Origin of the sequence: Prevotella sp. P3-122, from assembly GCF_002251365.1 — a bacterium.
In the GTDB taxonomy this organism is placed as follows: Bacteria; Bacteroidota; Bacteroidia; order Bacteroidales; family Bacteroidaceae; genus Prevotella.
This window is the reverse complement of the sequence record NZ_NPJH01000092.1, coordinates 53,053-75,679: the sequence shown is the minus strand read 5'-3', so window position 1 is coordinate 75,679 and position 22,627 is coordinate 53,053. Positions and strand designations below refer to the sequence as shown.

The window sequence follows — 22,627 nt, the reverse complement described above, 5'->3', positions numbered from 1 at the left end:
CTGGTAATCTTATCCTTTTGGCATGCATATCCAAAGGAACAAGTAGATAATAAATCCCGGAAAGCCCGCACTGAAGATGGTGGCTACAAGCCATGCCAGCCTTATCAGGGTTGGGTCCCAGTCAAGATACTCTGCTATTCCTCCGCATACGCCTCCTATCCATTTGTCGTGTTCTGACCTTTGCAGTCTTTTTCTTGCATTCATAATCTTATGTATTTAAGTGGTTATCTGCTTATTTGACGCAGACAGGCCACCTAAAGTTGCAGAGACGCGCGATTTTTATCTCTTCTCGTCAGGATGCATACCGTAGTACACCCTCAGCGGTGTGCTCGACACCTTGATGAAGCCTTTCGCATCGTCAGCTGTCCAGCCGTGCTGCATCTCGCCATACTCGCCAAGTTTTGACTTTGTGAGGTCGTCGGCAGAGTCTATGCCAACCGTCTGGAAGCCGTATGGGCGCAGCTTCAGTATGGCCGTTCCGTTGACATTGCGCTGCGATGAGGTCAGCATGGCCTCCATATCGGGCATGACAGGCTCCAGATACTGGCTCTCGTGCAGGAACATTCCGTACCAGTTGGCCACCTGGTCCTTCCAGTACTGCTGCCACTTGGAGAGAGTGCTCTTCTCCAACAGTCGGTGTGCCTCTATGATGAGCTTTGGCGCGGCAGCCTCAAAGCCTACCCTGCCCTTTATACCTATTATAGTATCGCCGACATTGCAGTCGCGGCCGATGGCGTAGCTTGCACCAATCTCCTCAATCTTCTGGATGGCAGCTATCTTGTCATCATAGTGCTCGCCATTGACAGCCACGATTTCTCCCTTCTCGAAGGTAATCCTCAGCTCGCTCTCCTCATCCTTTGCCGTTACGTGCTTCAGGTAAGCCTCCTCCGGCAGTCCCTGTGTCGGGTCGAGCAGTTCTCCTCCGCAGATGCTGGTACCCCATATACCTACGTTGTACGAGTATTTCAGCTTGGTGAAGTCGGCATAGAAGCCATGTGCGTTGAGGTAGTCAACCTCTTCCTGCCTAGACAGCGCATGGTCACGGGTGAGAGTTATGATCTTCACGCCTGGTGCCATCACGAGGAATGTCATGTCAAACCTTATCTGGTCGTTGCCTGCACCTGTTGAGCCATGGGCAATGGCATCAGCTCCAATCTCATTTGCATAACGCGCTATGGCAATGGCTTGGAAGATGCGCTCGGAGCTGACCGAGATAGGATAGCAGTTATTGCGAAGCACGTTGCCGAATATCATGTATTTCAGCGACTTCTCGTAATATTCCTGTGTCACGTCGAGGGTAACATACTTTACCGCACCGAGCTTGTATGCGTTTTCCTCGTTCTTCTTGAGCTGCTCCTGGCTAAATCCGCCCGTGTTGGCACATGCAGCATAGACGTCGTATCCTTCCTCTTTGAGTTTCATTACTGTGTAAGAGGTGTCCAATCCGCCAGAAAAGGCTACCACTACTTTCTTCTTCATATTTATTTGGTATTTTTGTTGTCGTTATTTGATTGTTTTTCTATTTGGTGTATACGGTTTATTACCTCCTGTGGTATTTTTGCAGGCAGATGTTCTTCCGGGTCGTAGAGCATTGCCGTGCAGATGCAGTATTTCCGGCCTGTGCGGTGAAGCACGTCGACATTGATGCATCCCTCGCAACCACGCCAGAAGGCCTCATCGTCGGTAAGGTCGGCAAAGGTTACGGGCTGGTAGCCCAGCTGTGAGTTCATTGTCATTACCGCAGCTCCACTTGTCAGGCTGAATATCTTGGCGTGTGGCCATCGGGTGCGTGCAAGCGAGAAAGTCATGTCCTTGATTCTCTTAGCTACTCCCATACCGCGGAAGTCGGGGTGTACGATGAGTCCTGACGTAGTGACGTATGTTTTGTTTCCCCATGTCTCGATATAGCTGAAGCCTGCAAATTTCTCTCCGCTAAGAGCTATTACCGCTTTGGCTTCCCTCATCTTTGTCGCTACATATTCGGGCGACCGTTTCGCAATACCAGTACCACGGACCTTTGCAGCCTCTGCTATGGTCTGCAGTATGGTGTCGACATATTTTTCGTGGGTGGCGTCGGCAACCATCACTTTGATTTCTTCCATTTCTTAGTTGTTTCCTATCTACCTTAATATAAATATATGTATATTAATTCATGGTGTGCTTATTGTTTGGCCCAATATCCTGTGGGCCGCATGCTGTTCTGTTGTCCCTTATCTAATGTCGATGATATTGCTCAGACCGTCTATGACGCTGCCCTCGGAGACACCCTCCTTGATAACGATGAAAATGGTGTCGTCGCCAGCTATCGTGCCGAGTATATCGGGGATGTTGCTGTTGTCGATGTTGTAGGCTATCGAGCTTGCATAGCCGGGCCGGGTCTTGATGACTCCCATGTTGCCGGAGAAATTTATCGACACAAATCCCGGCATCTGCATCATTTCTGTTGCCGAGAGTGGCTTGTGTATACGTTTGTACATAGTCTCATTGGGCAGCACGTATACATATTTGCCGTTCATGCTTGCCGCCTTGGCAACCTTCAGCTGCTTGAGGTCACGGCTTAGGGTGGCCTGGGTGAGCTTGAACCCTTCCTTCTCCAATTCTCTCAACACCTCTTCCTGACTGCCAAGCTCCTTGCTTGATATAATCAGTTTCAAGGCTTCCATTCTATTGTTCTTTACCTTCATTGGATGTATGTTTATGCGTTTACAAGTGCAAAAGTACGGAGTTTTATGCAAACAGCCAAATAATTTATGCAGAAAGTTAGTATAGCGAATGTTTTTTATGTATTCTCAAATCCGCAATTAGTCCCCATAAGGAAAATTAGTGGCAGCAAAATGCTTGAAAACAACATTTCCGGTAAGCAAAAGGACGATATCTACCTGTCTGTAATTCTGCAAGCGGCATATAGCGGCACATTGGTCATCCAGTCCTGCTCACGATAGTCGGACATCGACAGCCGGATGGCATGCAGTGAGGGATAGCGGGCTACAAAGGCGGAAAGACTCTTGGCCTTGAGATTTTCCTCTGCTTTCACCTCTATAGGGATTATCTTGTCGCCCTTCTGAATGAGAAAGTCTATCTCGCCGCGCGAGTTGTCTGCCGACCAGTAATATATAGAGTCAACCTCACCGATAAGTTGCTGGCAAACGTATTGCTCGGTCATCGCACCACGATAGGTGGAAAAGACGTCATTGCCGAGAAGTATGGCATCTGAGGAAAGCTTGTTCATTGCGCACATCAGTCCCACATCGAGCATGAATAACTTGAATGTGCCGAAATCCTCAAATGCGCTCAACGGCATCTCGCCACTCTTGGTGCGATTAACCTTGTATATCAATCCCGCGTCGTGAAGCCATTCCACGGCAACTTCAAAATCCTTAGCCCTTGCTCCCTGACGCAACACTCCGTAGATGAACTTGCGGTTCTCCTTGGCAAGCTGGCTCGTTATGCTGTGCCACACCATCCTAATTCGCGGAACCTCGTTTGCAGGAGCATGTTTCGAGAAATCGTTCTCGTATGTCATGAGTATATTCGACTGTATGCGCCTTACTTCATCAAAGCCCATTCCATCACAGTACGCCTTTACTGCCTCAGGCATACCACCCACAAAGTAATATGAGCGCAGCAGTTGGACTATGCGGTCTTTCACATATCTAATAGAGTCCCATTTTGACTCCACAATGAGCTTGGCGAGACGTTCCTCTCCTGCAGCCCGCAGAACCTCCATAAAGCTCATTGGCATGAGACTCAAGAAATCAACCTTTCCTACTGGGAACGAATCTCCATTATGCATTGATATACCCAACAGCGAGCCTGCCGTGACAACGTGATACTCTGGGGCTTTTTCGCAGAAATATTTCAACGACGTGACACCTCTTGGTGCAGCTTGTATCTCGTCGAATATCAACAGAGTGTCTTTATCTATATCAGTATGAAAACGCAGGCTAAGAGCATCGATGATTCTCGGTATGTCGAAATCTGGCTCAAACACATGCTTGAGCATCTCTTCGTCCTCGAAGTTCACATATATCCACTTGTCGTATGCCTTACGTGCGAATTCCATCATCAGCCAGGTCTTACCCACCTGTCTCGCACCACGTATAATCAACGGTTTGCGGTTGGTTCGTGCCTTCCATTCATACAACTGTCTTAACGCATCTCTTTCCATATTGCCTAATGTCTTGATTTTCGGGGACAAAGATACAAATAATTATCAAATCACGCACTGCTTTCGTCCATAAAAATGTTCAATCCAACACTTTTACGTCCTTAAAAGTGCGGCAATACACATTTTTTCGTCCTTAAAAGTGTATTTAAGAAGTACAGGGGACAAGAAGTACAGGGGACAAGAAGTACAGGGGACAGGTAACTGTCGCGCTGTAAGCGCAAAAGCGCATAGCCCAGGGTAGAGCGTAGCGACACCCTGGGCTATTTCATGTAGGTGATGGTCGCGCTGTAAGCGCAAAAGCGTAGATAACAGCAGGACAAATAACGCTTTTGCCCTTTGCCTTTCCTTGCAGCCGGCGACCTTTGGTTCAGGGCGTTGCTACTGATTTTTGTACATCAAACTGTACACCCTACTTAGTCACCAAACAATGAGGCTACAACCTCTGCGTCTGACCCTACGAACACTTGCACGTCGGTCATCGGTCTATAATCAAAATCTATGAAACGCAAGAGCTGAACCATAAGGAACTGGTTGTCTGCCGTGACACAAGTCTCCGCCCTCACATTTCCTATAGGTACATTAGCAACGATGTTGCCATTCTTCACAAATTGTACGATTTCATCGATACTTTTCGAGAGCAAGCTCGCCATTCGTTCACCATCCGAAGCGGTGTAATCGTAAACACGGGCGGTAATCCTACTACCAGTGGGCAGATAGGTAGCCTTCTCGCCCAATCCGAAAAATGTTGATGTAACCCGTATGTCGTTATTGCTGATGACAGCGTCTGCCATGTGCAAATTCTTTATTTTTGCCATAATATTGTTTGTTTAGTTAATGGATTAAAAAGGGGTGTAAAGAGGAGATAAGGGGAGTAAAGAGACTATACCCTTATTCCATAATGATGCACGCGCCATTAAGTCATGGTGCGGAATAACGATGTGGTATGGCAAAAACTCTAACAGAGGATATGTCTCAGCGCAATAACATAATAGAGGCGTGAGACAGCAGAACGGAAAGGTGCACTTTCCAAGTTGTTGACTAAAGCAGGAATAGCTGTTTCCGGGCAGACAAGAGAGGCGTGCCCCCGTGACAGGGCGGTAGAAGGCGAAGGGCCAAAAGAGGGCTGAGACCTTACTACCCTCGGCAAACAAGTACGCGCCGGCATAACAGCATCGTCGAATGCGGCTGCACCGTTATCACGTCTGTCACGCCCGGCATCACTAAGCCTATCCCGGCCGTAGGGATGTTCCTGCCCTGTATATGAAGAAGCAAGGGCATCAGCAGGCATAACCGTCATCATAATGACGGTCGCCAACAGAGATAATATGTAAAACCTGCACCTCATATACATATTTAAAGGATAACCATTAGTGGTTTACGGTTGCAAAGATACAGATAAAAAAACAAATATGCAAACATAGCATAAAGTCATTTGTCAGAACTCGACATAGGGTTCGAGCTTCCTGATGACTTCCGGAGGGAAGTTCGCAAGCAGCCGAAGGTCGTCGAGACTGTGCAGAGGCCCCTTGAGTCTACGGTATTCCACTATGTCGCGTGCCTGATAGAAGTTTATGTACGGATGAGCCTTAAGCTGCGCCAACGTTAGTTTGTTTAGGTTCAGCCTCCGTATGTTGCCATCGGTAATAAGGAAATATTTCATCGCATCCTCCGGGAAGCCCTCTATCTCCCTAAGCTGTTCTACATCAACGAACCCTCCGAGCCTCTCACGGTAGCTGACTATGCGACGCGCATAGTAACTGCCGATACCTGGGACTTTGCGCAGCATCATAGTATCAGCAGTGTTTAGGGCGACATGCTCCGTAGGCGAGATCTTCACTGGGTATCTCACCGTATCACGTTCCATAGGCGTCTCCTTTGCCACAAGCTCAGAAGCCGGACGGTAGTCAGAGCTTATGGTGATATATGGCTCCAGCTCACGATACTGTTTCGCCGTAAGACCATACAGACGGGCGAAATCGCTTGGCTTGGTATACACACCTCCAGCAGCACGATATTTGTAGATGTTGCGCACCTGCCACGACTGGAGTCCAAGCCGTAGCAGCTGGGTGCTGTCTGCAGTATTAGGGTCAAAGGGGAACCGCTCAGGCTTATAAGAGCCTGAAGCATAATAAGGAGTGTTCGGATTGCCGTACTGACGCTGCCGTCCAGTAAGAGAGTCACCGCCGACAGCAACAGCCGTACTGTCTGCAGCCTTTCCCAAGTCCTCACTTTCGCTTGTGAACAGCGAGAGCAACAGAAGCCCAATGGAGAATACCGCTATAAGGAGCAGAACCTTGCGGTCGGACTTGTTGAAATAGAAAAATTCCTTCCATTCCATAATCTTCTGTTCGTCTTACTTGAACACTCCCATCTGATTGAGGAAGATGACTATTATGCACACCGGACACACAAAACGAACAGCAAAGAGCCACAAGCCGAAGAATGCTCCATGAAGAGTTCCCCAATTAGTGAACTCATTGTAGACTATCTTCCTTGGCACATACCATCCCACAAACACCGATGTGAGCAGCGCCCCCACAGGCATGAGGATGTTGGAGGTCAGGTAGTCGCAGCAACCCAGGAAGTCGACTCCGAAGATGTTCAGCTCTACGGCACCGCACGACAAGGAGCAGAATATTCCGATGATGATACAGAGCGTTGTCTGCACGCAAGCTCCTTTCTTGCGTGATATATGCAATTCCTCATAAAAGAAGGCCGTACCAATCTCGTGCATGGAGATGGTACTCGTAAGGGCGGCCAGTGTCAGGAGCGCATAGAAAAGAATGGAGACCACATAACACACAACTGGCATGGAGCCAAAGGCCGACTGGAAGACATTGGGCAAGGTTATGAACAGCAGTGAGGGACCGCTGTCAGGATTTACTCCTACGGAGAAGGCGGCGGGGAAGATGACAAGTCCCGCCAACACTGCTATCACGGTGTCGATGCCCGCAATCTGCAGCGCAGACTTGGCAAGGTCTGTGCGCCTACTGAAATATGAGGCGTAGGTACAAAGGCAGGCTGTACCAAGAGACAGCGAGAAGAATGACTGTCCAAGAGCGTCGAGGAACACACCCCGTGACATCTTTGAGAAGTCAGGATTGAGCAGGAAGTCTATTCCCTTCCATGCTCCCGGCAGCATGCACGAGGCCACCACAAGGATTATGAGCAGCACGAACAGTGTCGGCATGAGCATGTTGGATGCCTTCTCTATGCCACGTCTGACACCTCGTATCACCACAAAGTGAGTTATAAGGATGAACACAATAGTCCACACCAAAGGGCGCACGGCATCTGTGGAGAACTCTCGGAAGAATGTCGTGACATATTCCGCATCGCCATTGACTTGCCCCATGAGTGAGGAAAGAAGATATTGCAGGCACCATCCGGCGACTACAGCATAGAAGCCAAGTATTACTGTTGAGGTGAAAATGCCGATGTAGCCGATAATCTGCCACGGCCTGCCATCAGCCAAGTTCTTGTACGCACGCGCCGCATTGGAGGCCGAGTGCCTGCCAATGATAAATTCGGAAACCATACCGGGGACACCAAGAAAGAGGATGCACAAGAGGTAAACCATAATGAAGGCCGCACCGCCGTCCTGTCCCGTAATATAGGGAAAACGCCACACATTGCCAAGTCCTACCGCAGAACCGGCCGTTGCAAGTATCACACCTATCTTAGTTCCGAAATTTCCTCTCTGTTCCATAATGTTAGTATTGTAGTTGAAAAATATTTCTCAGCAAGCGATGACGGTAAGCTGCCGGCTCGTGTCCTATATTATTCCAAACTGATGGAGGAATATGGCCAATATCGCCAAGGGGCAGACGAAGCGCAACAGGAAGAGATAGATGCCGAAGAACGCTCCCGACACTGTTCCCCAGCTTGTGAACTCGTCGCGTACCGTCTTTCTTGGCACAAACCATCCCAGAAATACGCATGTCAGCATACCACCCAAGGGCAGGAATATCTGGCCAGTAACGAAGTCGAAAAGGTCAAAAAGGTCCATTCCACCGATACGCAGGAAGTCCCAGCTGCCCAACGACAGTGAGCACAGCACGCCGATGATGCCGCAGGAAACCGTCACTATAACCGCACCCTTCTTACGGGTTATGTGAAGCTCCTCGAAGAAGAAAGAGGTGCTCACCTCATGCAACGACATCAGCGACGTGAGCGCCGCTACAGAGAGAAGCAGGTAGAAAAGCAACGACACCACCCACCCTACAGCCGGCATTCCGCCAAAGGCCTGATTGAAAACATTGGGAAGGGTGATGAAAATCAGCGACGGGCCGCTGTCGGGATTTACACCTACCGAGAAGGCGGCAGGGAATATCATAAGACCTGCGAGGATGGCTACGATAGTATCGATGACAGAAATCTGCAATGCCGACTTCAGCAAATTGGTCTGCCGGCTGAAATAGGATGCGTAGGTACAGATACATCCCATGGCTATGGACAGGGAGTAGAACGACTGTCCCAATGCTCCGAGGAACATGCTCTTGGTCATCTTCGAGAAGTCCGGACGCAACAGGAAGTCAACACCCTTGTCGGCTCCGGGCAAAAGGCATGATGCCACTACTATGGTGAGCAGCAGCACGAACAGCGTAGGCATCATAAGCTTCGATGCTCGCTCGATGCCTCCCCTTACTCCATGAATGATGACAAAATGGGCAGTGAACAGTATGACAAGAGTCCATATGGCTGGACGGACAGGATTGTGGGAGAATGTAGTGAAATAGTCCATGACATACTGGGGATTACCCTTCAGCTCACCAACCAAGGACGCATAGACATATTGCAGGCACCATCCTGACACTACGGCATAATAGCCCGTGATGAGAAATCCAGTGACAACGCCCAACAGTCCTACATATTTCCACGCATTGCCGCCCGACATCTTGTTGTACGCCCTGAAAGTGTTGGCAGCTCCATGGCGGCCAATAATAAATTCGCTGAGCATGCACGGGATGCCAAGCAACAGCACGCAACAGAGATACACCACTATGAAAGCCGCGCCTCCATTGTCACCAGCCATGTATGGGAAACGCCATACGTTGCCAAGTCCAACGGCACCACCAGCCGTGGCGAGTATCATCCCCAGCTTACTACCAAAACTTGCTCTCTCCTCTGATGTCATATTGATTTGCTATTATTATTTTCGATTGCAAAATTATAAAAAATATCGGTATTACGCTAACAATCCGAATGTTTTTGCACCCTCATACAACGAAATTGATTATCTTTGCACGCAAAATCGCATACATCATGAAAAGTATCAGAAAATATCCCGTATCACTGTTCCTTATCGCCGCAATATGGACGGTATGCCTAATACCTATCCCTGAGACGCCTTTAAGCGATGTTCCGATGATGGACAAGTGGACACACTTCGTAATGTTCGGAGTGCTCAGCCTGTGTATAATATCAGAATATGTTTACCGGCACAGAAAGCCTAAAGGCTGGGACGTGGCACTTGTCGGTATGCTGCTGCCCTTTGCCATGGGTGGTATGATAGAGCTGGCGCAAGCCTACTGTACTGGCGGCAACCGCAGCGGCGATGTTATGGACTGGCTCGCCGACGGCATTGGCGTGCTGATAGGAGCGGCTATCGGTAGTCTTCTGGTATACTATCGCGCCAGAGCGAGAAAGGATATTTAAGCATGTGCTTATTGTAGAACCTGCGGTCACCAGTAACTTCAGGACCGATGAAATCGGGCTTTTCGAAAGGTTCATCTGGACTTTTCAGTTCTACCTCTGCCATTACCAGTCCCTCGTTATCGCCATAGAACTCGTCTACCTCGAAGACATGAGCGCCCGAACGTACCAGGAAGCGCCGCTTGTCGATGACCCCTCCACGGCACAGCTCCATCAGATGGCGTGCCTCATCCATCTCTATCTCTTTCTCGAACTCGTATCTGCTGATACCATCATCGGACTTTCCCTTGATGGTAAGGAAAGCCTTCTCATCACGTATTCGAACCCTCACCGTTGCTCCCTCGGCAGGAATATATCCCTGGACGATATGGCTATTCGAAAAGGCGACGCTTTTGAATGCGCCGCCTTTCCGTACCAGAAACTTGCGTTCAATCTCAAGTCCGCTCATTGTACGATGAAAATAGAATAAATCATAAATACTATGGCTAAAGCCACGAATGCTCCGAAAATCCAACGGACAACCTTCTTGGCCTGCTGTTCCTGTTGTGCGTCACGCTTTGCGTGGCGGATTTTACTCTTTTGGCTCATAATTATTTGGTTTATGGTTAATGGTCCTTTTTCAACAAAACTAACTTGCTCCCCTCTCTTTTGGAGAGGGGTTGGGGGGTGAGGCTATTCATTTACCGGGAACTCCATGAGGTATGCCTTTATGAAGGGGTCGAGGTCACCATTCATCACACCATCCACATCCGTTGTCTGGTAGTTCGTACGGTGGTCCTTAACACGCCTGTCATCGAAGACGTAACTTCTAATCTGGCTTCCCCACTCTATCTTCTTCTTTCCAGCCTCTATCTTTGCTTTCTCCGCAAGTCGCTTCTTCATAGCCCTGTCGTAAAGTTGGCTCTTGAGCAGGAGCATGGCCTTGGCACGGTTCTTGGGCTGGTCACGGGTCTCGGTATTCTCGATGAGTATCTCTTCCTCCTCGCCCGTGTCAGGGTCCTGGTACATATATCTCAGACGTACTCCCGACTCCACCTTATTGACATTCTGGCCACCGGCTCCACTTGAGCGGAAGGTATCCCACGACACCCTTGCCGGGTCTACATACACCTCAATGGTCTCATCTACGAGTGGCGACACGAAGACCGATGCGAAGCTGGTCATGCGCTTGCCCTGTGCATTGAATGGTGATACTCTCACGAGCCTGTGTACCCCATTCTCGCTCTTCAGGAAACCGTAAGCGAACTCACCACCCTCAATCTCCATTGTCACACTCTTTATACCGGCCTCATCGCCTTCCTGCAGGTTGGATATGGTAACCTTATAGCCATGAGCCTCAGCCCAGCGCATATACATACGCATAAGCATCTGCGCCCAGTCCTGACTCTCCGTACCACCGGCTCCGGAGTTAATCTTCATGACACAGTCCATAGGGTCTTCCTCTTGCCGGAGCATATTCTTCAGCTCAAGGTCCTCGATGGCCTTGACAGCCTTGTCATAGTCTTCATCCACCTCCTGCTCAGTGACCATCTCCTCCTTGTAGAAGTCGAATGCCAACTGCAGCTCATCTGCGAGTTGCCTGACGTTATTATATCCTACTATCCATTTCTCGATGCTCTTGACCTTCTTCATCTGCTCCTGTGCACGCTCCACGTCCTCCCAGAAGTCGGGTGCCTGCGTGCGCAACTGCTCCTCCTCAAACTCCACTTTCTTCTGGTCTATGTTTAGATACTTGTGAAGAGCGTCCGCACGGTCAAGTACATCTTTCAGCTGATCTGATGTTATCATTGTCTGTCTAAGTCGTTCTATAATATTCAAGGACATTCAATCAGTCCTCATACATCTTATCTATAAATTCCTTATAGTTCTTATTCACCACCTGCCTTCTTAGCTTAAGGGTATTGGTAAGTTCTCCGCTTTCCATAGAGAATGGTTTCGGCAGAATTGTGAATCTCTTTATCTGCTCATAGTGCGACAATGTCTGCTGCAGCGTGTCAATACGTTCCTTCATCATGGCATTCACCTTCGGATGAGCGCACAGCTCGTCAATAGTGGAATAAGAAACGCCATTGTCGCGTGCCCACTCCTCAAGCTGGGAATATGCCGGTACGATGAGTGCCGAGACAAACTTTCGCTGGTCGGCGATGACGGCCGCCTGGTCGACAAACTTGTCGACAAGGAGCAAGGCCTCTATCTGCTGTGGTGCGATATACTTACCGTTGCTGGTCTTGAAGAGGTCTTTTATGCGCTCCTTAAGGAACAGCTCGCCATCTTTCAGATAACCGGAGTCGCCTGTATGGAAGAAGCCATCCTCGTCAAACGACACGGCATTTATGGAATCACGCTTATAGTAGCCACGTGTGATGGTCGGGCCCTTGAGCAAAATCTCATCGTTCTCGCCAATCTTTATCTGTATGCCCTCGATGGGACGGCCCACAGAACCGAGAGTATAGCCATCGGAGAGATGGTCGCATGACACAGTGGCCAGACTCTCGGTAAGACCATAGCCAACAACCATGTTCAGACCGATGGAATGGATGAATTCCTCAACTTCGGGCGACACATAGGCACCTGCTGTTGGGAAGATATTCGGTTTGATAAGTCCCATGGTCTTGCGCACAAGGCTCAAGATAGCCTTGTCAACGACCTTATATTCCAATGCCAATGGCAATGGCGGACGCTTGGCATGACTGAGATATTCAATATTGTACTTGCGGCCCACAGACAGCGCATAGGCAAACATCTTTTTCTGCACAGTACCCGAGCGGTCAATCTTATCCTTGACAGCCTGGTATACTTTCTCCCAAAACCTCGGCACCGACGACATACATGTGGGGTGTGTCTGCCTCATAGAGTCCTGTATCTCCTTGGGATAGGTATTGATGATTATCTCGGCACCCTCCGACAGACACAGATATGCCCATCCACGTTCAAAGATATGCGTGAGCGGCAGGAACGAGATGGAACGGTCGTCCTCACTAACAGGCACACACTTGTCATTGGCCTCGAGTGCGGCTTGGTATTGCCCATACGTGAGCACGACGCCCTTGGAGTCGCCCGTGGTCCCACTGGTATATAATATGTTGCAGATATCGTTGAAATCGGCCGTTTTCCACAAATTTTCCACTTCCGTCTGACGAGGCAATCCCTCTCCGAGCTTCAGGAAGTCGGAGAAGTACATGGCATTAGGGTCATTGGGACTTATGCGGACACTCTCATCAAAGATAATGATGCGCTCAAGCGACGGACACAGGGTAAAGACCCTCAAGGCCTTGTCATACTGCTCCTGCTCGCCCACAAACAGCACACGCACCTGCGCATCATTAATCATAAACTGTATCTGCGTCTCGCTGCTCGTAGCATAGAACGGTATGCTGACAGCCTTTACACCGTAGGCTCCGAAATCAGTATATAAATAATGTATGCAGTTCTGTGCGAAAACAGCAATATTCTCCTGCGGCTTGATGTTCAGGTTGAGCATGGCGTTAGACACTTGCTTCACCCTCAACGAGAACTGGTTCCATGTCACGGTTTTCCACTGTAGACTTCCAAACGGGCGGAAGGTCAAAACACTACGGTTGCCATATTTCCTAGCCTGGTCGTGTATAAGTACCGAAAGATGAGAATTTGTCTGCATAGCGATAATGTATTAATACCAATTGCAAAGTTAGCATAAAATTTCGATTAACCGAAGAGAATACAAATCAATTTATACACTCGGACATAAAAAATTTCTTTAGGTGGGTCATGAAAAAATACTCTTATTTTAATGAACATACCTTCGTGAGCCTACGAATGTCTTTGGCTGATGAAGGTATCTTCGTATTTCGGGGCTGTTTACAGGCAATAAAGTTGCCTGCAAGATTATTTTTGCTTAATTTTGCAGCATCAACATTTTCACTAATAATTTCCATAGATAATACACTATGACAACCGACGAATATCTTGACGGGGCCGTAACGTTACTACAGCAGCTCATTGCCACCCCGTCGGCAAGCCGCAACGAGGACAAGGCTGCCGACATCATGGAGAACACCATCAGCAGCTATGGGCTTACGGTACACAGAAAAGGGAACAACATATGGACCATCGACCCGGAATATGACGAGAGCCGGCAGACCCTGCTAATCAACGCACATATAGATACCGTGAAGCCAGTAGCGACATGGAACCGCGACCCATACAGTCCCGAAATAGAGGATGACAGGCTCTATGGACTTGGCAGCAACGACTGCGGGGGTGGACTGGTGACGCTGCTGCAGATATTCAGAAAGAAGATTAAAGAAAAGCGTAATTACAATCTCGTCTATTTAGCATCAGCAGAAGAGGAGGTGAGCGGAGCCAACGGCATAAGCCTCGTCCTCCCATTGCTGCCACACATCGACGTTGCCATAGTGGGCGAGCCAACAGGCATGCAGCCGGCAATAGCAGAGCGAGGACTAATGGTGCTCGACGTGATAAGCCACGGGAAAAGCGGGCATGCAGCACGCAACGAGGGAGTGAATGCCATATACGAAGCACTCGATGACATGCAGTGGATAAGGGACTACAAGTTTGACAGGGTCAGCGACCTGCTCGGTCCGACAAAGATGACACTAACGGTAATAAATGCCGGCACGCAGCACAACGTAATTCCCGACAAATGCACAATGCTTGTAGATGTGCGTACAAACGAGCTATATACCAACGAGGAGGTCTTCGACATCATTCGCCAGCATGTACGCTCAGAGGTGAAGGCCCATTCCTTCCGCCTGCACTCGTCGCATATTCCCAAAGACCATCCGCTAATAGCACGCTGCATAGCACTGGGACTGACTCCTTTCGGCTCTCCCACCCTTAGCGACCAGGCACTGATGTCCTTCCCGTCGTTCAAGCTTGGCCCCGGACAGTCAAGCCGCTCACATTCTGCCGACGAATATATCTGCATAAGCGAGATGAGGGAGGCACTGAGAATATACGATGCCTTGCTGTAAGCCCGCTGGCATCCAAGAGATGAAAGCGATGTGGGAAAAACATTGGGAAGGGATTCCTAATGAATGCACCTTTCACGCACACGTTTGTGCAAGGCTAGAGCAGAGGCCAGCAAACTTGTTTGGTTCATCCGAGATATGAAGTGATGTTTTATAGACATTATACTTTAAGAGGGTCTTATATATCTGTCATAGCCTACGATTATGTTTACAACACTGATAAGGTTAATAACCTTACGGCTGAAAGGTTAATAACCTTACGGCCTTAAGGTTATTAACCTTATCAGCAATGAAAACAATATACCCTGGCCATGCAACAATAAGCGGTAGCCATTCTAAATGCTTGATGAGCCAAAATTGTTTGGTTGGGTTATGCTGAGCCACGCCAAAAGTGCATTCAAACGAACGTTTCCGTTAAGCCAGATGAACAATGATGAACCAGGATAAACACAGACTCTTTTGGGATAAACAAAAAAAATGTGCAGAGCACTCAAGCCCTGCACATTTTTTGTTTATTTGAGGTTACAAGATTACTTTACTGCAACCTTCACGCACCTGCCATCGGCAAGCTTAACAATGTTAAGACCCTTCTGAGGAGCATTGACGCGCATACCGTTGAGGTTGTAACGCTCAACGACAGTGCTGTTTGCATCCTTCTGAACGTCGGTAATGCCAGCAGCACCTGCTCCGAGATGTACCTGTGCGGCATTTACGATACCGAGGTTGTTGAGGTTAACGAGTATTGCTGTGAGGCTCAGCATATCCTTGTCCTGAATGAGGGTGCTGGTGACAGGGAGGGTGTTGGTGTAATTGATGACCTCACCCTTTACGATGTCGCTCTCCTCGCTCTCTGTAAAGAGAGCATCTCCAAGCGGACGCCACGACTGAACGACAACGTTGCTGTATTCCATCGGTACAAACGGCTCAGCCTCGAACCATGAGAGCATGTCAGCGTTCTTGTAATATGCCGCTGCAGCCCGATAGTCTTTGTAGCTATTGGAATAGTAATTCAGCTGCATCCATTGTGTACCAGTACCCTTCATGGCATTCTCGGAGAGGATAAAGCCTACACCGTAGGGGTTCTCACCAAAGCGGTCGTAGTTGAATGTAGTAGAAAAGTCTACCTTGATGGCAGTCTTGGTGTCATCGGTCCAGCTTGCTGACAAGTTCACCGAAGCCTCAGAAGGTATGGCCTGATTTATGGCATTGACAAGATCGTCAGCACCATAATCTACGGTTCCCTGTTGATTGAGTTGGTTGTTTAATCCCATATATGGGTCAGCACTAAGAAGACGGTCGAACAAAGCGCCGGGCAGGCCACCACCACCAAGATACGAAGAAAGCTGATTAGCAACAACACCATAGTTGCCGAGAACATCGTTCTGGTTATACTCATAACAGTTCATCGGGTCAACGGCGTTCTCGCCAAATGTGTAGTGACCTGCAAGTGTTATGACCTTGTCACCGAATGTCTTCTTGAGGTTCTCAAGACCCACATGTCCACGTGGGCACCATCCGCACCATGTACCAGTCAACTCCTCTACGACAGATGTACGCTCGGCACCTTTCTCAAGAGCTATGATGCTGTTTGACGCAGTATTATCTTCTGCAATGTTCTGATTGCCGTTCACCTTAGTTACTGTCAACTCAATAGTATGGACACCGTCGGTGCTGAATACCTTGTTTGCCAAAGGCAGCACGCCATAATCGTTGGCAGCAATAGGAGAGCTAAGGTCAAGATGACGCTCCTCGCCGACCTCACCATCCTCGCTGATGATGTAGTCGATGGATGTTATGGCTTTTGCACAGTTGTTTGCGACATAGAAATTGTATTGGTTTGCAGCACCTACGAGGACAGTCTGCTCGGCATCAGCAGACACGGAAGCGCTGTTGGCCTCACACTCAGACACATCCATTCCGATTTGTATTGTAAGGTCACCGAGTCCTAAACCATAGAAATTGTCAAACACGGACACTCCACCAGTGTCATACTTATAAAGCAAACCACCATTTGTTCCATCCGTATACCATGTGATGATAGGACGACCGGAACTTTCACCCTTGAAGGCATAGCCTACGAAACATCCGTCAGCAGGTATCTTGTAGGAAACAGGCAGCTTGACGCCTATGAAACCTGCTTTTCCAGAAGGTATCTTGCTAATCTCATCAGCAGGCACTACGACCTTTATTGCTGCACTATCGGGAGAAACAGGTGGGTTATAGTACACATTTCCTTTTTCCTCTACCTCAGCGTAAGGAGCCACCCAGACGGTAAGGTTTTCATACTTTTGTCCGCCATAGATAACGAATTCCACGGAGTCTATTTTCGCCTCTGCATAGTTGCCGGGGATAAGGCATGCAACATTGTAATCGGTCTGTCCACTAAGAAATGTAGCACCAAATGCTTGAGCAAGCAGGTCGAAGCCAAATGTTAAAACTTGACCTGAAGACTCCTTAGGATAACCCCACCATGCGAGAGGAGCATCGGCAGCGACGGCAGAACTGCTGTTACGCTTGATGCTGGCACCGTTCAGTCTCATACTCTTGCTTACCTCGTTGAAGGTGGCAGCATTAGCCAACTGCATGCGTGAGGACATTTTCTTGCCTGGCTTTACTTGATCCAGACTCTTTACCTGTGTTAAAGGCGATGACTTGACACCTACATAAGGCAGGTGTGAGGTCTTAACCTTGCCGAAGTCGAGTGACTGTGCACTGACATTGGCGGCAAGGGCAACACCAATAATACCTAAAAGTAATTTTTTCATCATACTGAAAAGATAAAAGTTAATATATTTTTTTATTATCAGATACCTGCCCGGGGGTGCCGGGCAGGTATTAAAAGTTGATACTATTTAGCAACGGTGCGCGTCAGCACAGGAGAATACATCACCTGATATACGCCGTTGTAGTAGTCAGCTGCAAAGCTGTTGGCAGCAAACTTGGCGAGCATGATAGTGCTGTAGTCTATGCCACTATAGCTGGAATTGAAGACTGCCTCTACATTTCCGTCAGCATCTTTCTCGAGCTTGGCTCCCAAAGTGGCACCCTGATAGAACTCAGTCCAGTATTCTGCCAGTGCATCGGCGAAGATAAGGTAGATGTAGTTGCTGCTTGCCTTTCCAACATAGTCACCGCTGGTAAGAACGATAGACATTGTAGACTCGTCGAAGGTGTAGGGAACATTGAGGTTCATACCTCCAAGCAGTATGGTGTTGTCTTTTACCGTAGCATTGAGCGTACGTGTTGTGGTATGCTCGGCATCACGATAGTATGTCAGCTTGTATGTACCCTTGACATCCGTCTCGAAGTCATACTGTCCCACCATTATGGAGTCGGTGAAGTTCTCAGAGCGCAACTTTACCATGCCCGTACGGAAAGAGCCTGAATTATTGGCATCGAAGTTCACCTTCAGCTCGCCGTCAGCAAAGGAAATAGTCACCCAGTCGGGCTTTGACGCCACCTCAAGAGCAACATTCGACTCTACTGTACACGATGCCGTGGTAGCCTCGTTGGTAGACACTACTACCTTCTCTGTAGATACTCGGAATGTGATACCCTTCTGTACGACAGACACTGTGGCAGAGTCACCATTGCAATGCAAAGTAACGACAGCGGCACGAGAATAGCGTGTGTCGTTCTGGTCTACACTTACGTTTATAGTCTTGCCATTAAGCTGTGTCTTGCACCAGTCAGCAGATGAGGTGACAGAGACATCTCCATTGGCGTCATATTCGATTACACCTCCGTCAGAGGCAACAGCCTCGAAGAACACTTCAGACTTGGTGACCTTCACCGAAGAGGTGTGTGCGTATGGGTTGTCGTTATCGTCACTACATGATGCCACGAACGCCACAGCCACACAGCAGAGCAATATATTGAATATCTTCTTCATGATACATTATTTATTTACGTCGGGGAAAGGTGTTTTCTTTGTAATATTCTGCAGGAAGAGCATGAGCGGGTAGCCCGCATAGGTATACTCACTTTCGCGGTACTGTCCGAGGCTTGAGCCTTCGGTATCGGTCATCCATAAGCAGAAGGAGTCGGTAGGCATATCCTCAAAGCCATTGGTAACCCATGTCAGCACAGGATTGTCAAGGTCCTCATTCCATTTGGTAATCATACCGCATACAGAAATGCCAGGATAGAGGCTTCCGCCACCACCGAAGTCGGCAGCATTCATCCAGAGGTATCCGCCGGATATTTCGGCTATTATCTGTGTGTTGAGCGAGAGTACGCCCTTTGACTTATCGTAGCCGAGCTTGATGTCGAAGCCCTGTCCGAGTCCTTTCATTATAAAGCCTGTTCCCTCAGCGTCTGGCTCGATTGTAACATCTACCGGCACATTGCGATAACCTCCCTTACCATCCGATACCTGGAAGGTGAAGACATAGTCGCCAGGTACCTGCTCGTAGTAAACATAATCCTTTGGCAGACGTCCCTGCAACTCAATACCAGGGTTCTGCTTGTCGAGACTTGTGAACTTCTTGGTCTCTGCATCGTATGAGAAGTCGAACAGTGTCTTGCCGAAAGCCTCCACTGCACTATACAGGCGTATGCCCTCGTCGGTGAACGTAAAGGCGCAGTCGTGGACAAGGGTAGAGTCGGTAGTGCTGTAGAATGACACCTGACGTCCGTCAAGGTCTATGTCGGCGGTAACGTTGTTGCCACCAAGGTCGGCATCCATAGAAGCCACAAGCATACCCTCCTGCATCTGGGCAACCTTCTGGAGGTAGTCTGTGGGCGTGGTCTTCAGAGGACGCATCTGCATTACGCTGCCCGTACGTCTGCCCCTAAGCAACACGAGCTCGGGTGTAGCCGACACAACCTGGAACTCATAGTCGGCATGGGAACCCTCGTAGTTTCCCGCACTTGGAGTAGCAAGCTCATGCAGCACGGTGTTGTAGGTATCGAAAGTCAATACCGGACCATTGTCAGTAGTCAGCTTATAGAAAGAGGTCTCAGCCTGAGGAGTAAGCTCCGAGCAGGCTGTACATGTCAGCGAGTCGAACTTCACGATGAAGGTGTAGCCGCCATATACCTGGTCGGTACCGACATAGTAGTCCATGACCCATCCATTCTCGGCGCCACGCAATATGGTACGTGTTTCAGCCAAAGCAGCCTGCAGGCGCTCAGATGCCGACTCATCGAATACCTCGTCATTGTCTTTCAGACAGGAGGTAAGCAGGAGCGGCAGAGCAAATAGCAGCAGTGAAAAATTCTTTATCTTATTCATAGTGGTATTTCTCTATTGTTATGTATCATTTAACGGTAAGATCTGTAAGGTTTACCTTGCCATTGGCAACATCAGCCTCGCGCTGCAGGATTGTGGCACGCAGTTTATCTATGTCAATGCCCCACTGGTCGCTCATGTATGCACGCATGATGTTGAGCTTCTGCTCTATGAGGTCACGGCCTGGCTTCGGGTCCTTAGCTGTTCCGGCAGCCTCGGCAAGCAGTGCCTCCCACTCTTCTGCAGACTTGGTAACATAGATAGAAACCATTTCGGCGAAGTCCTCATGGTAGTTGCTCTGGGCATAGTCAGAGATGAAGCCGCGGACAAGATAGTCCTTGAACTCCGGATTGCTCCATTTGTCTGTCTTATAGTCAGGAGTAATCAGCTGGTATGCAGCAGAGAACTCCACAGTCTGGTGCAGGATATGGGTAAACTCGTGGTGGATAGTCTTCATGTAATAGTAGTTGAGAGTCTCCACATCAGAGTAATAGCCACTCAGATAGTTCAGTCCCATAAGGAATATCTTACGTCCTCCCTCGGCAGTACCAAGCTCGAAGGTACCGTTGTTGCGGTAGTGCCACTCGCCCTCAAGATAGAAGAGCTTGGGGAAGTAACGGCGTGTGAAATCCAGTCCTGCCACGTCGACATAGGCGTCTACGCAGCAATACTTCAGAATGTGAGCCATGAGCACGGCATCGTCATAGCGTGCTGGCACGGTATAGTATGAGTTGTTTGTCTCATTGTACTCATAGCGGTACTTCACAGCTATGTTGAACGGCTCCACGAAGTTGGCATCGAGCCAGTAGTCGAGAGGAGTCTTCTCTACCTTGTCGGCAGTGATGATACTCTCCGACGACAAGTCGTCCTCTGAGCAAGAAACGAATGTGAGCCCGCATGCTGCCAACATCAAGGTGAATATAATATTCTTTTTCATCTTTGTTTCTGTTTATACATTATTATATATAGGAGGTATTACCTTATTATATATATGGGTATTACCTTGGATTTCGCTCAAGTCCTGCAGCGATGATATCGAAAGGCAGCTGTATGGCACGACGCAGGTCATTTGTGCCGAGCGAGTCGGTGACATGGTCGCATTCGCTGTCCTGATTCATCACACGGCGGGTGATATTGATGCCGTAACGCTTCACGTCAAACCAGCGCATACCCTCGTGTATGGTCTCGATACGCTTGAAGTTGAGCACACACTGCAACATACATTCCTGAACACTGCCCTCTTCGTCGATCTCGAACGACGGGTTGAGATGCTTCTTTGGTGTAGGAGCGGTGGAGGTGTAGTAGCCAAAGCTGTTGTAGAACTTCTGAATGGTGTCCGGGTCAAGAGTCAAGGTAGACTTTGTCCAGTTCTGCATCCATGTGGTAAGGTCCTTGGCTGCCTCAGTATACTTTTTCTGCATGATGTAAGCCTCAGCACGCTCGAGCAAGAGAATGTCGGAGCGGAAAGGAACTACTACAGAGTGATAGTAACCTGTCTGCGAAACAGGGTCGGTCTCCTCAAACAGTCTTGGCAACTTGGCGACAAGCGCACGGTCCATGGTACCACCCTTGAAGACAAGTGTCGGGCAACGCATGGTTGAGGAGTTGCTTTCACCCCATATGTTTGTAGCCTGCAAAGTCTCGTTGGTAGAGATATAGCTGTCGTGCGAGTACTTGGTTATATATCCATAGTTGCTGAAGATGAAACCTACCATAGATATGGTAGTCTGCAACAGGAAGTTGCACTTGTTGCTTGCCTTGATATAGAGGTTGCAGCGTGGGTCCATGTCGTTGGTGATACCATAAGACTGCATCTCGTCCCAGTCACGAAGCAGCGACACAGGGTTTGTGCCGAGACAGTCGGTGGCATACTTCGATGCGAGGTCCCACTTCTGATAGTTCAGGAAGAAGCGTGCGGCAAATGCCAGTGCTGCCTGCTTGTTGAAGTGGTACTTGGGCTGCGAGTAGTGGGTGTCGCCCAGCAGAGGTATGGCAGCAAGGATATCCTTCTCTATGTTCTCGTAAACCTCTGCCACGGTACCGCGGCTGTGCTGGGGATTAAGCTGGGTTTCGGGCTCAGTGATATAAGGAATACCAAGGTCCTTGGAGCTTGTAGCCGGATTATATGCCAGACAGAACTCGTTGACAAGCACGAAGTGATAGTACGCACGGCAGATAAGAGCCTCGCCCAAGCACTCCTTAAGCTTGGTAGTGTTAGGTCCGCCAAGCTCCTCTATGGCCACAATGGCATGGTTGGCAGAAGAGATGGCACTGTATGCCCCCCGCCAGATGTTCAGCACACCGTCATTATCGCTCTCGGTGATATCCTGCCAATGGTATGCCTGACTGATGAAGCGGTCATCGTACTGTACGTAGCGGGGACCCATATCATCGGTATTGTCGGACATCATCTCATTGATTACCGTATAACCGGAAGAGGAATAGGCCGAGGTAAGAAGTGCAACCACCTTGTCTTCTGTATCAATGGTTGCGCGGTTGTCCGGGTCTTCGTCCAGAAAGCTGTCGCACGACGTGAAGGTGAAACACGCTGACAGAGCCAAAACCGCAGTTGATAATATCTTATATGATTTCATTTTCTTT

At 48.9% G+C, this 22,627-nt stretch carries 21 protein-coding genes; 2 read left to right on the top strand and 19 right to left on the bottom strand.

Translation table 11 applies throughout. The annotated features are described in order from the left end of the window. Positions 1 to 9: 9 nt before the first annotated feature. The 10 genes from CIL02_RS15115 to CIL02_RS15075 form a co-directional block, all read right to left on the bottom strand. The gene (locus tag CIL02_RS15115) at positions 10 to 204 is read right to left on the bottom strand and encodes a PspC domain-containing protein (RefSeq protein ID WP_094402986.1); all 195 of its coding nucleotides are present in this window, start codon (positions 202 to 204) and stop codon (positions 10 to 12) included. A 75-nt stretch (positions 205 to 279) separates the two neighbouring features. Next, a complete protein-coding gene (locus CIL02_RS15110; RefSeq protein ID WP_170935125.1) occupies positions 280 to 1,479 on the bottom strand; it encodes an argininosuccinate synthase in 1,200 nt (399 codons plus the stop codon). A 2-nt stretch (positions 1,480 to 1,481) separates the two neighbouring features. Continuing rightward, the gene (locus CIL02_RS15105) at positions 1,482 to 2,102 is read right to left on the bottom strand and encodes a GNAT family N-acetyltransferase (protein WP_094402983.1); all 621 of its coding nucleotides are present in this window, start codon (positions 2,100 to 2,102) and stop codon (positions 1,482 to 1,484) included. A gap of 108 nt (positions 2,103 to 2,210) precedes the next feature. Further along, on the bottom strand, positions 2,211 to 2,684 hold the full coding sequence (argR, locus tag CIL02_RS15100) for an arginine repressor (protein ID WP_094402981.1): 474 nt from the start codon (positions 2,682 to 2,684) through the stop codon (positions 2,211 to 2,213). A gap of 191 nt (positions 2,685 to 2,875) precedes the next feature. Beyond that, positions 2,876 to 4,168 (bottom strand): ATP-binding protein, encoded by a 1,293-nt coding sequence (locus CIL02_RS15095; RefSeq protein WP_094402979.1) that lies wholly within the window; start codon positions 4,166 to 4,168, stop codon positions 2,876 to 2,878. Between the two features lie 413 nt (positions 4,169 to 4,581). Continuing rightward, positions 4,582 to 4,983 (bottom strand): hypothetical protein, encoded by a 402-nt coding sequence (locus CIL02_RS15090; RefSeq protein WP_094402978.1) that lies wholly within the window; start codon positions 4,981 to 4,983, stop codon positions 4,582 to 4,584. A 140-nt stretch (positions 4,984 to 5,123) separates the two neighbouring features. Further along, positions 5,124 to 5,468: a hypothetical protein gene (locus CIL02_RS16180; RefSeq protein ID WP_141210269.1), complete on the bottom strand. Its 345-nt coding sequence runs from the start codon at positions 5,466 to 5,468 to the stop codon at positions 5,124 to 5,126. A gap of 135 nt (positions 5,469 to 5,603) precedes the next feature. Beyond that, positions 5,604 to 6,506, bottom strand: a complete 903-nt coding sequence (locus tag CIL02_RS15085; protein WP_094402976.1) for a ComEA family DNA-binding protein — start codon at positions 6,504 to 6,506, stop codon at positions 5,604 to 5,606. A gap of 15 nt (positions 6,507 to 6,521) precedes the next feature. Beyond that, positions 6,522 to 7,877 carry a sodium-dependent transporter gene (locus CIL02_RS15080; protein ID WP_094402975.1) on the bottom strand — a complete coding sequence of 452 codons (1,356 nt, stop codon included), beginning with the start codon at positions 7,875 to 7,877 and terminating at the stop codon, positions 6,522 to 6,524. 66 nt (positions 7,878 to 7,943) lie between these two features. After that, positions 7,944 to 9,305, bottom strand: a complete 1,362-nt coding sequence (locus tag CIL02_RS15075; protein WP_094402973.1) for a sodium-dependent transporter — start codon at positions 9,303 to 9,305, stop codon at positions 7,944 to 7,946. 128 nt (positions 9,306 to 9,433) lie between these two features. Here CIL02_RS15075 and CIL02_RS15070 point away from each other — a divergent pair, with 128 nt between their 5' ends. Next, a complete protein-coding gene (locus CIL02_RS15070; RefSeq protein WP_094403025.1) occupies positions 9,434 to 9,826 on the top strand; it encodes a VanZ family protein in 393 nt (130 codons plus the stop codon). Here CIL02_RS15070 and CIL02_RS15065 read toward each other — a convergent pair. The 4 genes from CIL02_RS15065 to CIL02_RS15055 form a co-directional block, all read right to left on the bottom strand. Further along, entirely contained in the window at positions 9,774 to 10,271 is a 498-nt protein-coding gene (locus tag CIL02_RS15065) for a CYTH domain-containing protein (protein ID WP_094402972.1), read from the bottom strand. The two genes, CIL02_RS15070 and CIL02_RS15065, sit on opposite strands and share 53 nt — an antisense overlap. After that, positions 10,268 to 10,411: a hypothetical protein gene (locus CIL02_RS16470; protein WP_170935124.1), complete on the bottom strand. Its 144-nt coding sequence runs from the start codon at positions 10,409 to 10,411 to the stop codon at positions 10,268 to 10,270. The genes CIL02_RS15065 and CIL02_RS16470 overlap by 4 nt, the downstream gene beginning before the upstream one ends. Positions 10,412 to 10,495: 84 nt before the next feature. Beyond that, the gene (gene prfB / locus CIL02_RS15060; RefSeq protein WP_094402970.1) at positions 10,496 to 11,611 is read right to left on the bottom strand and encodes a peptide chain release factor 2; all 1,116 of its coding nucleotides are present in this window, start codon (positions 11,609 to 11,611) and stop codon (positions 10,496 to 10,498) included. A 40-nt stretch (positions 11,612 to 11,651) separates the two neighbouring features. Continuing rightward, positions 11,652 to 13,460: a long-chain fatty acid--CoA ligase gene (locus CIL02_RS15055; RefSeq protein WP_094402968.1), complete on the bottom strand. Its 1,809-nt coding sequence runs from the start codon at positions 13,458 to 13,460 to the stop codon at positions 11,652 to 11,654. 289 nt (positions 13,461 to 13,749) lie between these two features. Between CIL02_RS15055 and CIL02_RS15050 the strand changes: the two genes are divergently transcribed. Further along, a complete protein-coding gene (locus tag CIL02_RS15050; RefSeq protein ID WP_094402966.1) occupies positions 13,750 to 14,796 on the top strand; it encodes a M20 family metallo-hydrolase in 1,047 nt (348 codons plus the stop codon). 527 nt (positions 14,797 to 15,323) lie between these two features. On the opposite strand, the gene CIL02_RS15045 is transcribed toward CIL02_RS15050, so the two are convergent. The 5 genes from CIL02_RS15045 to CIL02_RS15025 form a co-directional block, all read right to left on the bottom strand. Then, the gene (locus tag CIL02_RS15045; protein WP_094402965.1) at positions 15,324 to 17,561 is read right to left on the bottom strand and encodes a hypothetical protein; all 2,238 of its coding nucleotides are present in this window, start codon (positions 17,559 to 17,561) and stop codon (positions 15,324 to 15,326) included. Positions 17,562 to 17,641: 80 nt separating this feature from the next. Beyond that, positions 17,642 to 18,685, bottom strand: a complete 1,044-nt coding sequence (locus CIL02_RS15040) for a BACON domain-containing protein (protein WP_094402963.1) — start codon at positions 18,683 to 18,685, stop codon at positions 17,642 to 17,644. 6 nt (positions 18,686 to 18,691) lie between these two features. Then, a complete protein-coding gene (locus CIL02_RS15035) occupies positions 18,692 to 20,029 on the bottom strand; it encodes a DUF4302 domain-containing protein (protein WP_094402961.1) in 1,338 nt (445 codons plus the stop codon). A gap of 25 nt (positions 20,030 to 20,054) precedes the next feature. After that, complete coding sequence (locus CIL02_RS15030; RefSeq protein ID WP_094402959.1) at positions 20,055 to 20,963, bottom strand: putative zinc-binding metallopeptidase; 909 nt, start codon at positions 20,961 to 20,963, stop codon at positions 20,055 to 20,057. A 61-nt stretch (positions 20,964 to 21,024) separates the two neighbouring features. Beyond that, positions 21,025 to 22,620 carry a RagB/SusD family nutrient uptake outer membrane protein gene (locus CIL02_RS15025; protein ID WP_094402957.1) on the bottom strand — a complete coding sequence of 532 codons (1,596 nt, stop codon included), beginning with the start codon at positions 22,618 to 22,620 and terminating at the stop codon, positions 21,025 to 21,027. Positions 22,621 to 22,627: the final 7 nt, after the last annotated feature.

What these genes read in the sequence shown, in the direction of transcription:
- CIL02_RS15040 (WP_094402963.1), bottom strand. Translation starts at nt 18,685, where the DNA reads ATGAAGAAGATATTCAATATATTGCTCTGCTGTGTGGCTGTGGCGTTC.
- argR (WP_094402981.1), bottom strand. Translation starts at nt 2,684, where the DNA reads ATGAAGGTAAAGAACAATAGAATGGAAGCCTTGAAACTGATTATATCA.
- CIL02_RS15025 (WP_094402957.1), bottom strand. Translation starts at nt 22,620, where the DNA reads ATGAAATCATATAAGATATTATCAACTGCGGTTTTGGCTCTGTCAGCG.
- CIL02_RS16180 (WP_141210269.1), bottom strand. Translation starts at nt 5,468, where the DNA reads ATGATGACGGTTATGCCTGCTGATGCCCTTGCTTCTTCATATACAGGG.
- prfB (WP_094402970.1), bottom strand. Translation starts at nt 11,611, where the DNA reads ATGATAACATCAGATCAGCTGAAAGATGTACTTGACCGTGCGGACGCT.
- CIL02_RS15080 (WP_094402975.1), bottom strand. Translation starts at nt 7,877, where the DNA reads ATGGAACAGAGAGGAAATTTCGGAACTAAGATAGGTGTGATACTTGCA.
- CIL02_RS15065 (WP_094402972.1), bottom strand. Translation starts at nt 10,271, where the DNA reads ATGAGCGGACTTGAGATTGAACGCAAGTTTCTGGTACGGAAAGGCGGC.
- CIL02_RS15115 (WP_094402986.1), bottom strand. Translation starts at nt 204, where the DNA reads ATGAATGCAAGAAAAAGACTGCAAAGGTCAGAACACGACAAATGGATA.
- CIL02_RS15110 (WP_170935125.1), bottom strand. Translation starts at nt 1,479, where the DNA reads ATGAAGAAGAAAGTAGTGGTAGCCTTTTCTGGCGGATTGGACACCTCT.
- CIL02_RS15095 (WP_094402979.1), bottom strand. Translation starts at nt 4,168, where the DNA reads ATGGAAAGAGATGCGTTAAGACAGTTGTATGAATGGAAGGCACGAACC.
- CIL02_RS15030 (WP_094402959.1), bottom strand. Translation starts at nt 20,963, where the DNA reads ATGAAAAAGAATATTATATTCACCTTGATGTTGGCAGCATGCGGGCTC.
- CIL02_RS15045 (WP_094402965.1), bottom strand. Translation starts at nt 17,561, where the DNA reads ATGATGAAAAAATTACTTTTAGGTATTATTGGTGTTGCCCTTGCCGCC.
- CIL02_RS15075 (WP_094402973.1), bottom strand. Translation starts at nt 9,305, where the DNA reads ATGACATCAGAGGAGAGAGCAAGTTTTGGTAGTAAGCTGGGGATGATA.
- CIL02_RS15050 (WP_094402966.1), top strand. Translation starts at nt 13,750, where the DNA reads ATGACAACCGACGAATATCTTGACGGGGCCGTAACGTTACTACAGCAG.
- CIL02_RS15085 (WP_094402976.1), bottom strand. Translation starts at nt 6,506, where the DNA reads ATGGAATGGAAGGAATTTTTCTATTTCAACAAGTCCGACCGCAAGGTT.
- CIL02_RS15035 (WP_094402961.1), bottom strand. Translation starts at nt 20,029, where the DNA reads ATGAATAAGATAAAGAATTTTTCACTGCTGCTATTTGCTCTGCCGCTC.
- CIL02_RS15070 (WP_094403025.1), top strand. Translation starts at nt 9,434, where the DNA reads ATGAAAAGTATCAGAAAATATCCCGTATCACTGTTCCTTATCGCCGCA.
- CIL02_RS16470 (WP_170935124.1), bottom strand. Translation starts at nt 10,411, where the DNA reads ATGAGCCAAAAGAGTAAAATCCGCCACGCAAAGCGTGACGCACAACAG.
- CIL02_RS15105 (WP_094402983.1), bottom strand. Translation starts at nt 2,102, where the DNA reads ATGGAAGAAATCAAAGTGATGGTTGCCGACGCCACCCACGAAAAATAT.
- CIL02_RS15090 (WP_094402978.1), bottom strand. Translation starts at nt 4,983, where the DNA reads ATGGCAAAAATAAAGAATTTGCACATGGCAGACGCTGTCATCAGCAAT.
- CIL02_RS15055 (WP_094402968.1), bottom strand. Translation starts at nt 13,460, where the DNA reads ATGCAGACAAATTCTCATCTTTCGGTACTTATACACGACCAGGCTAGG.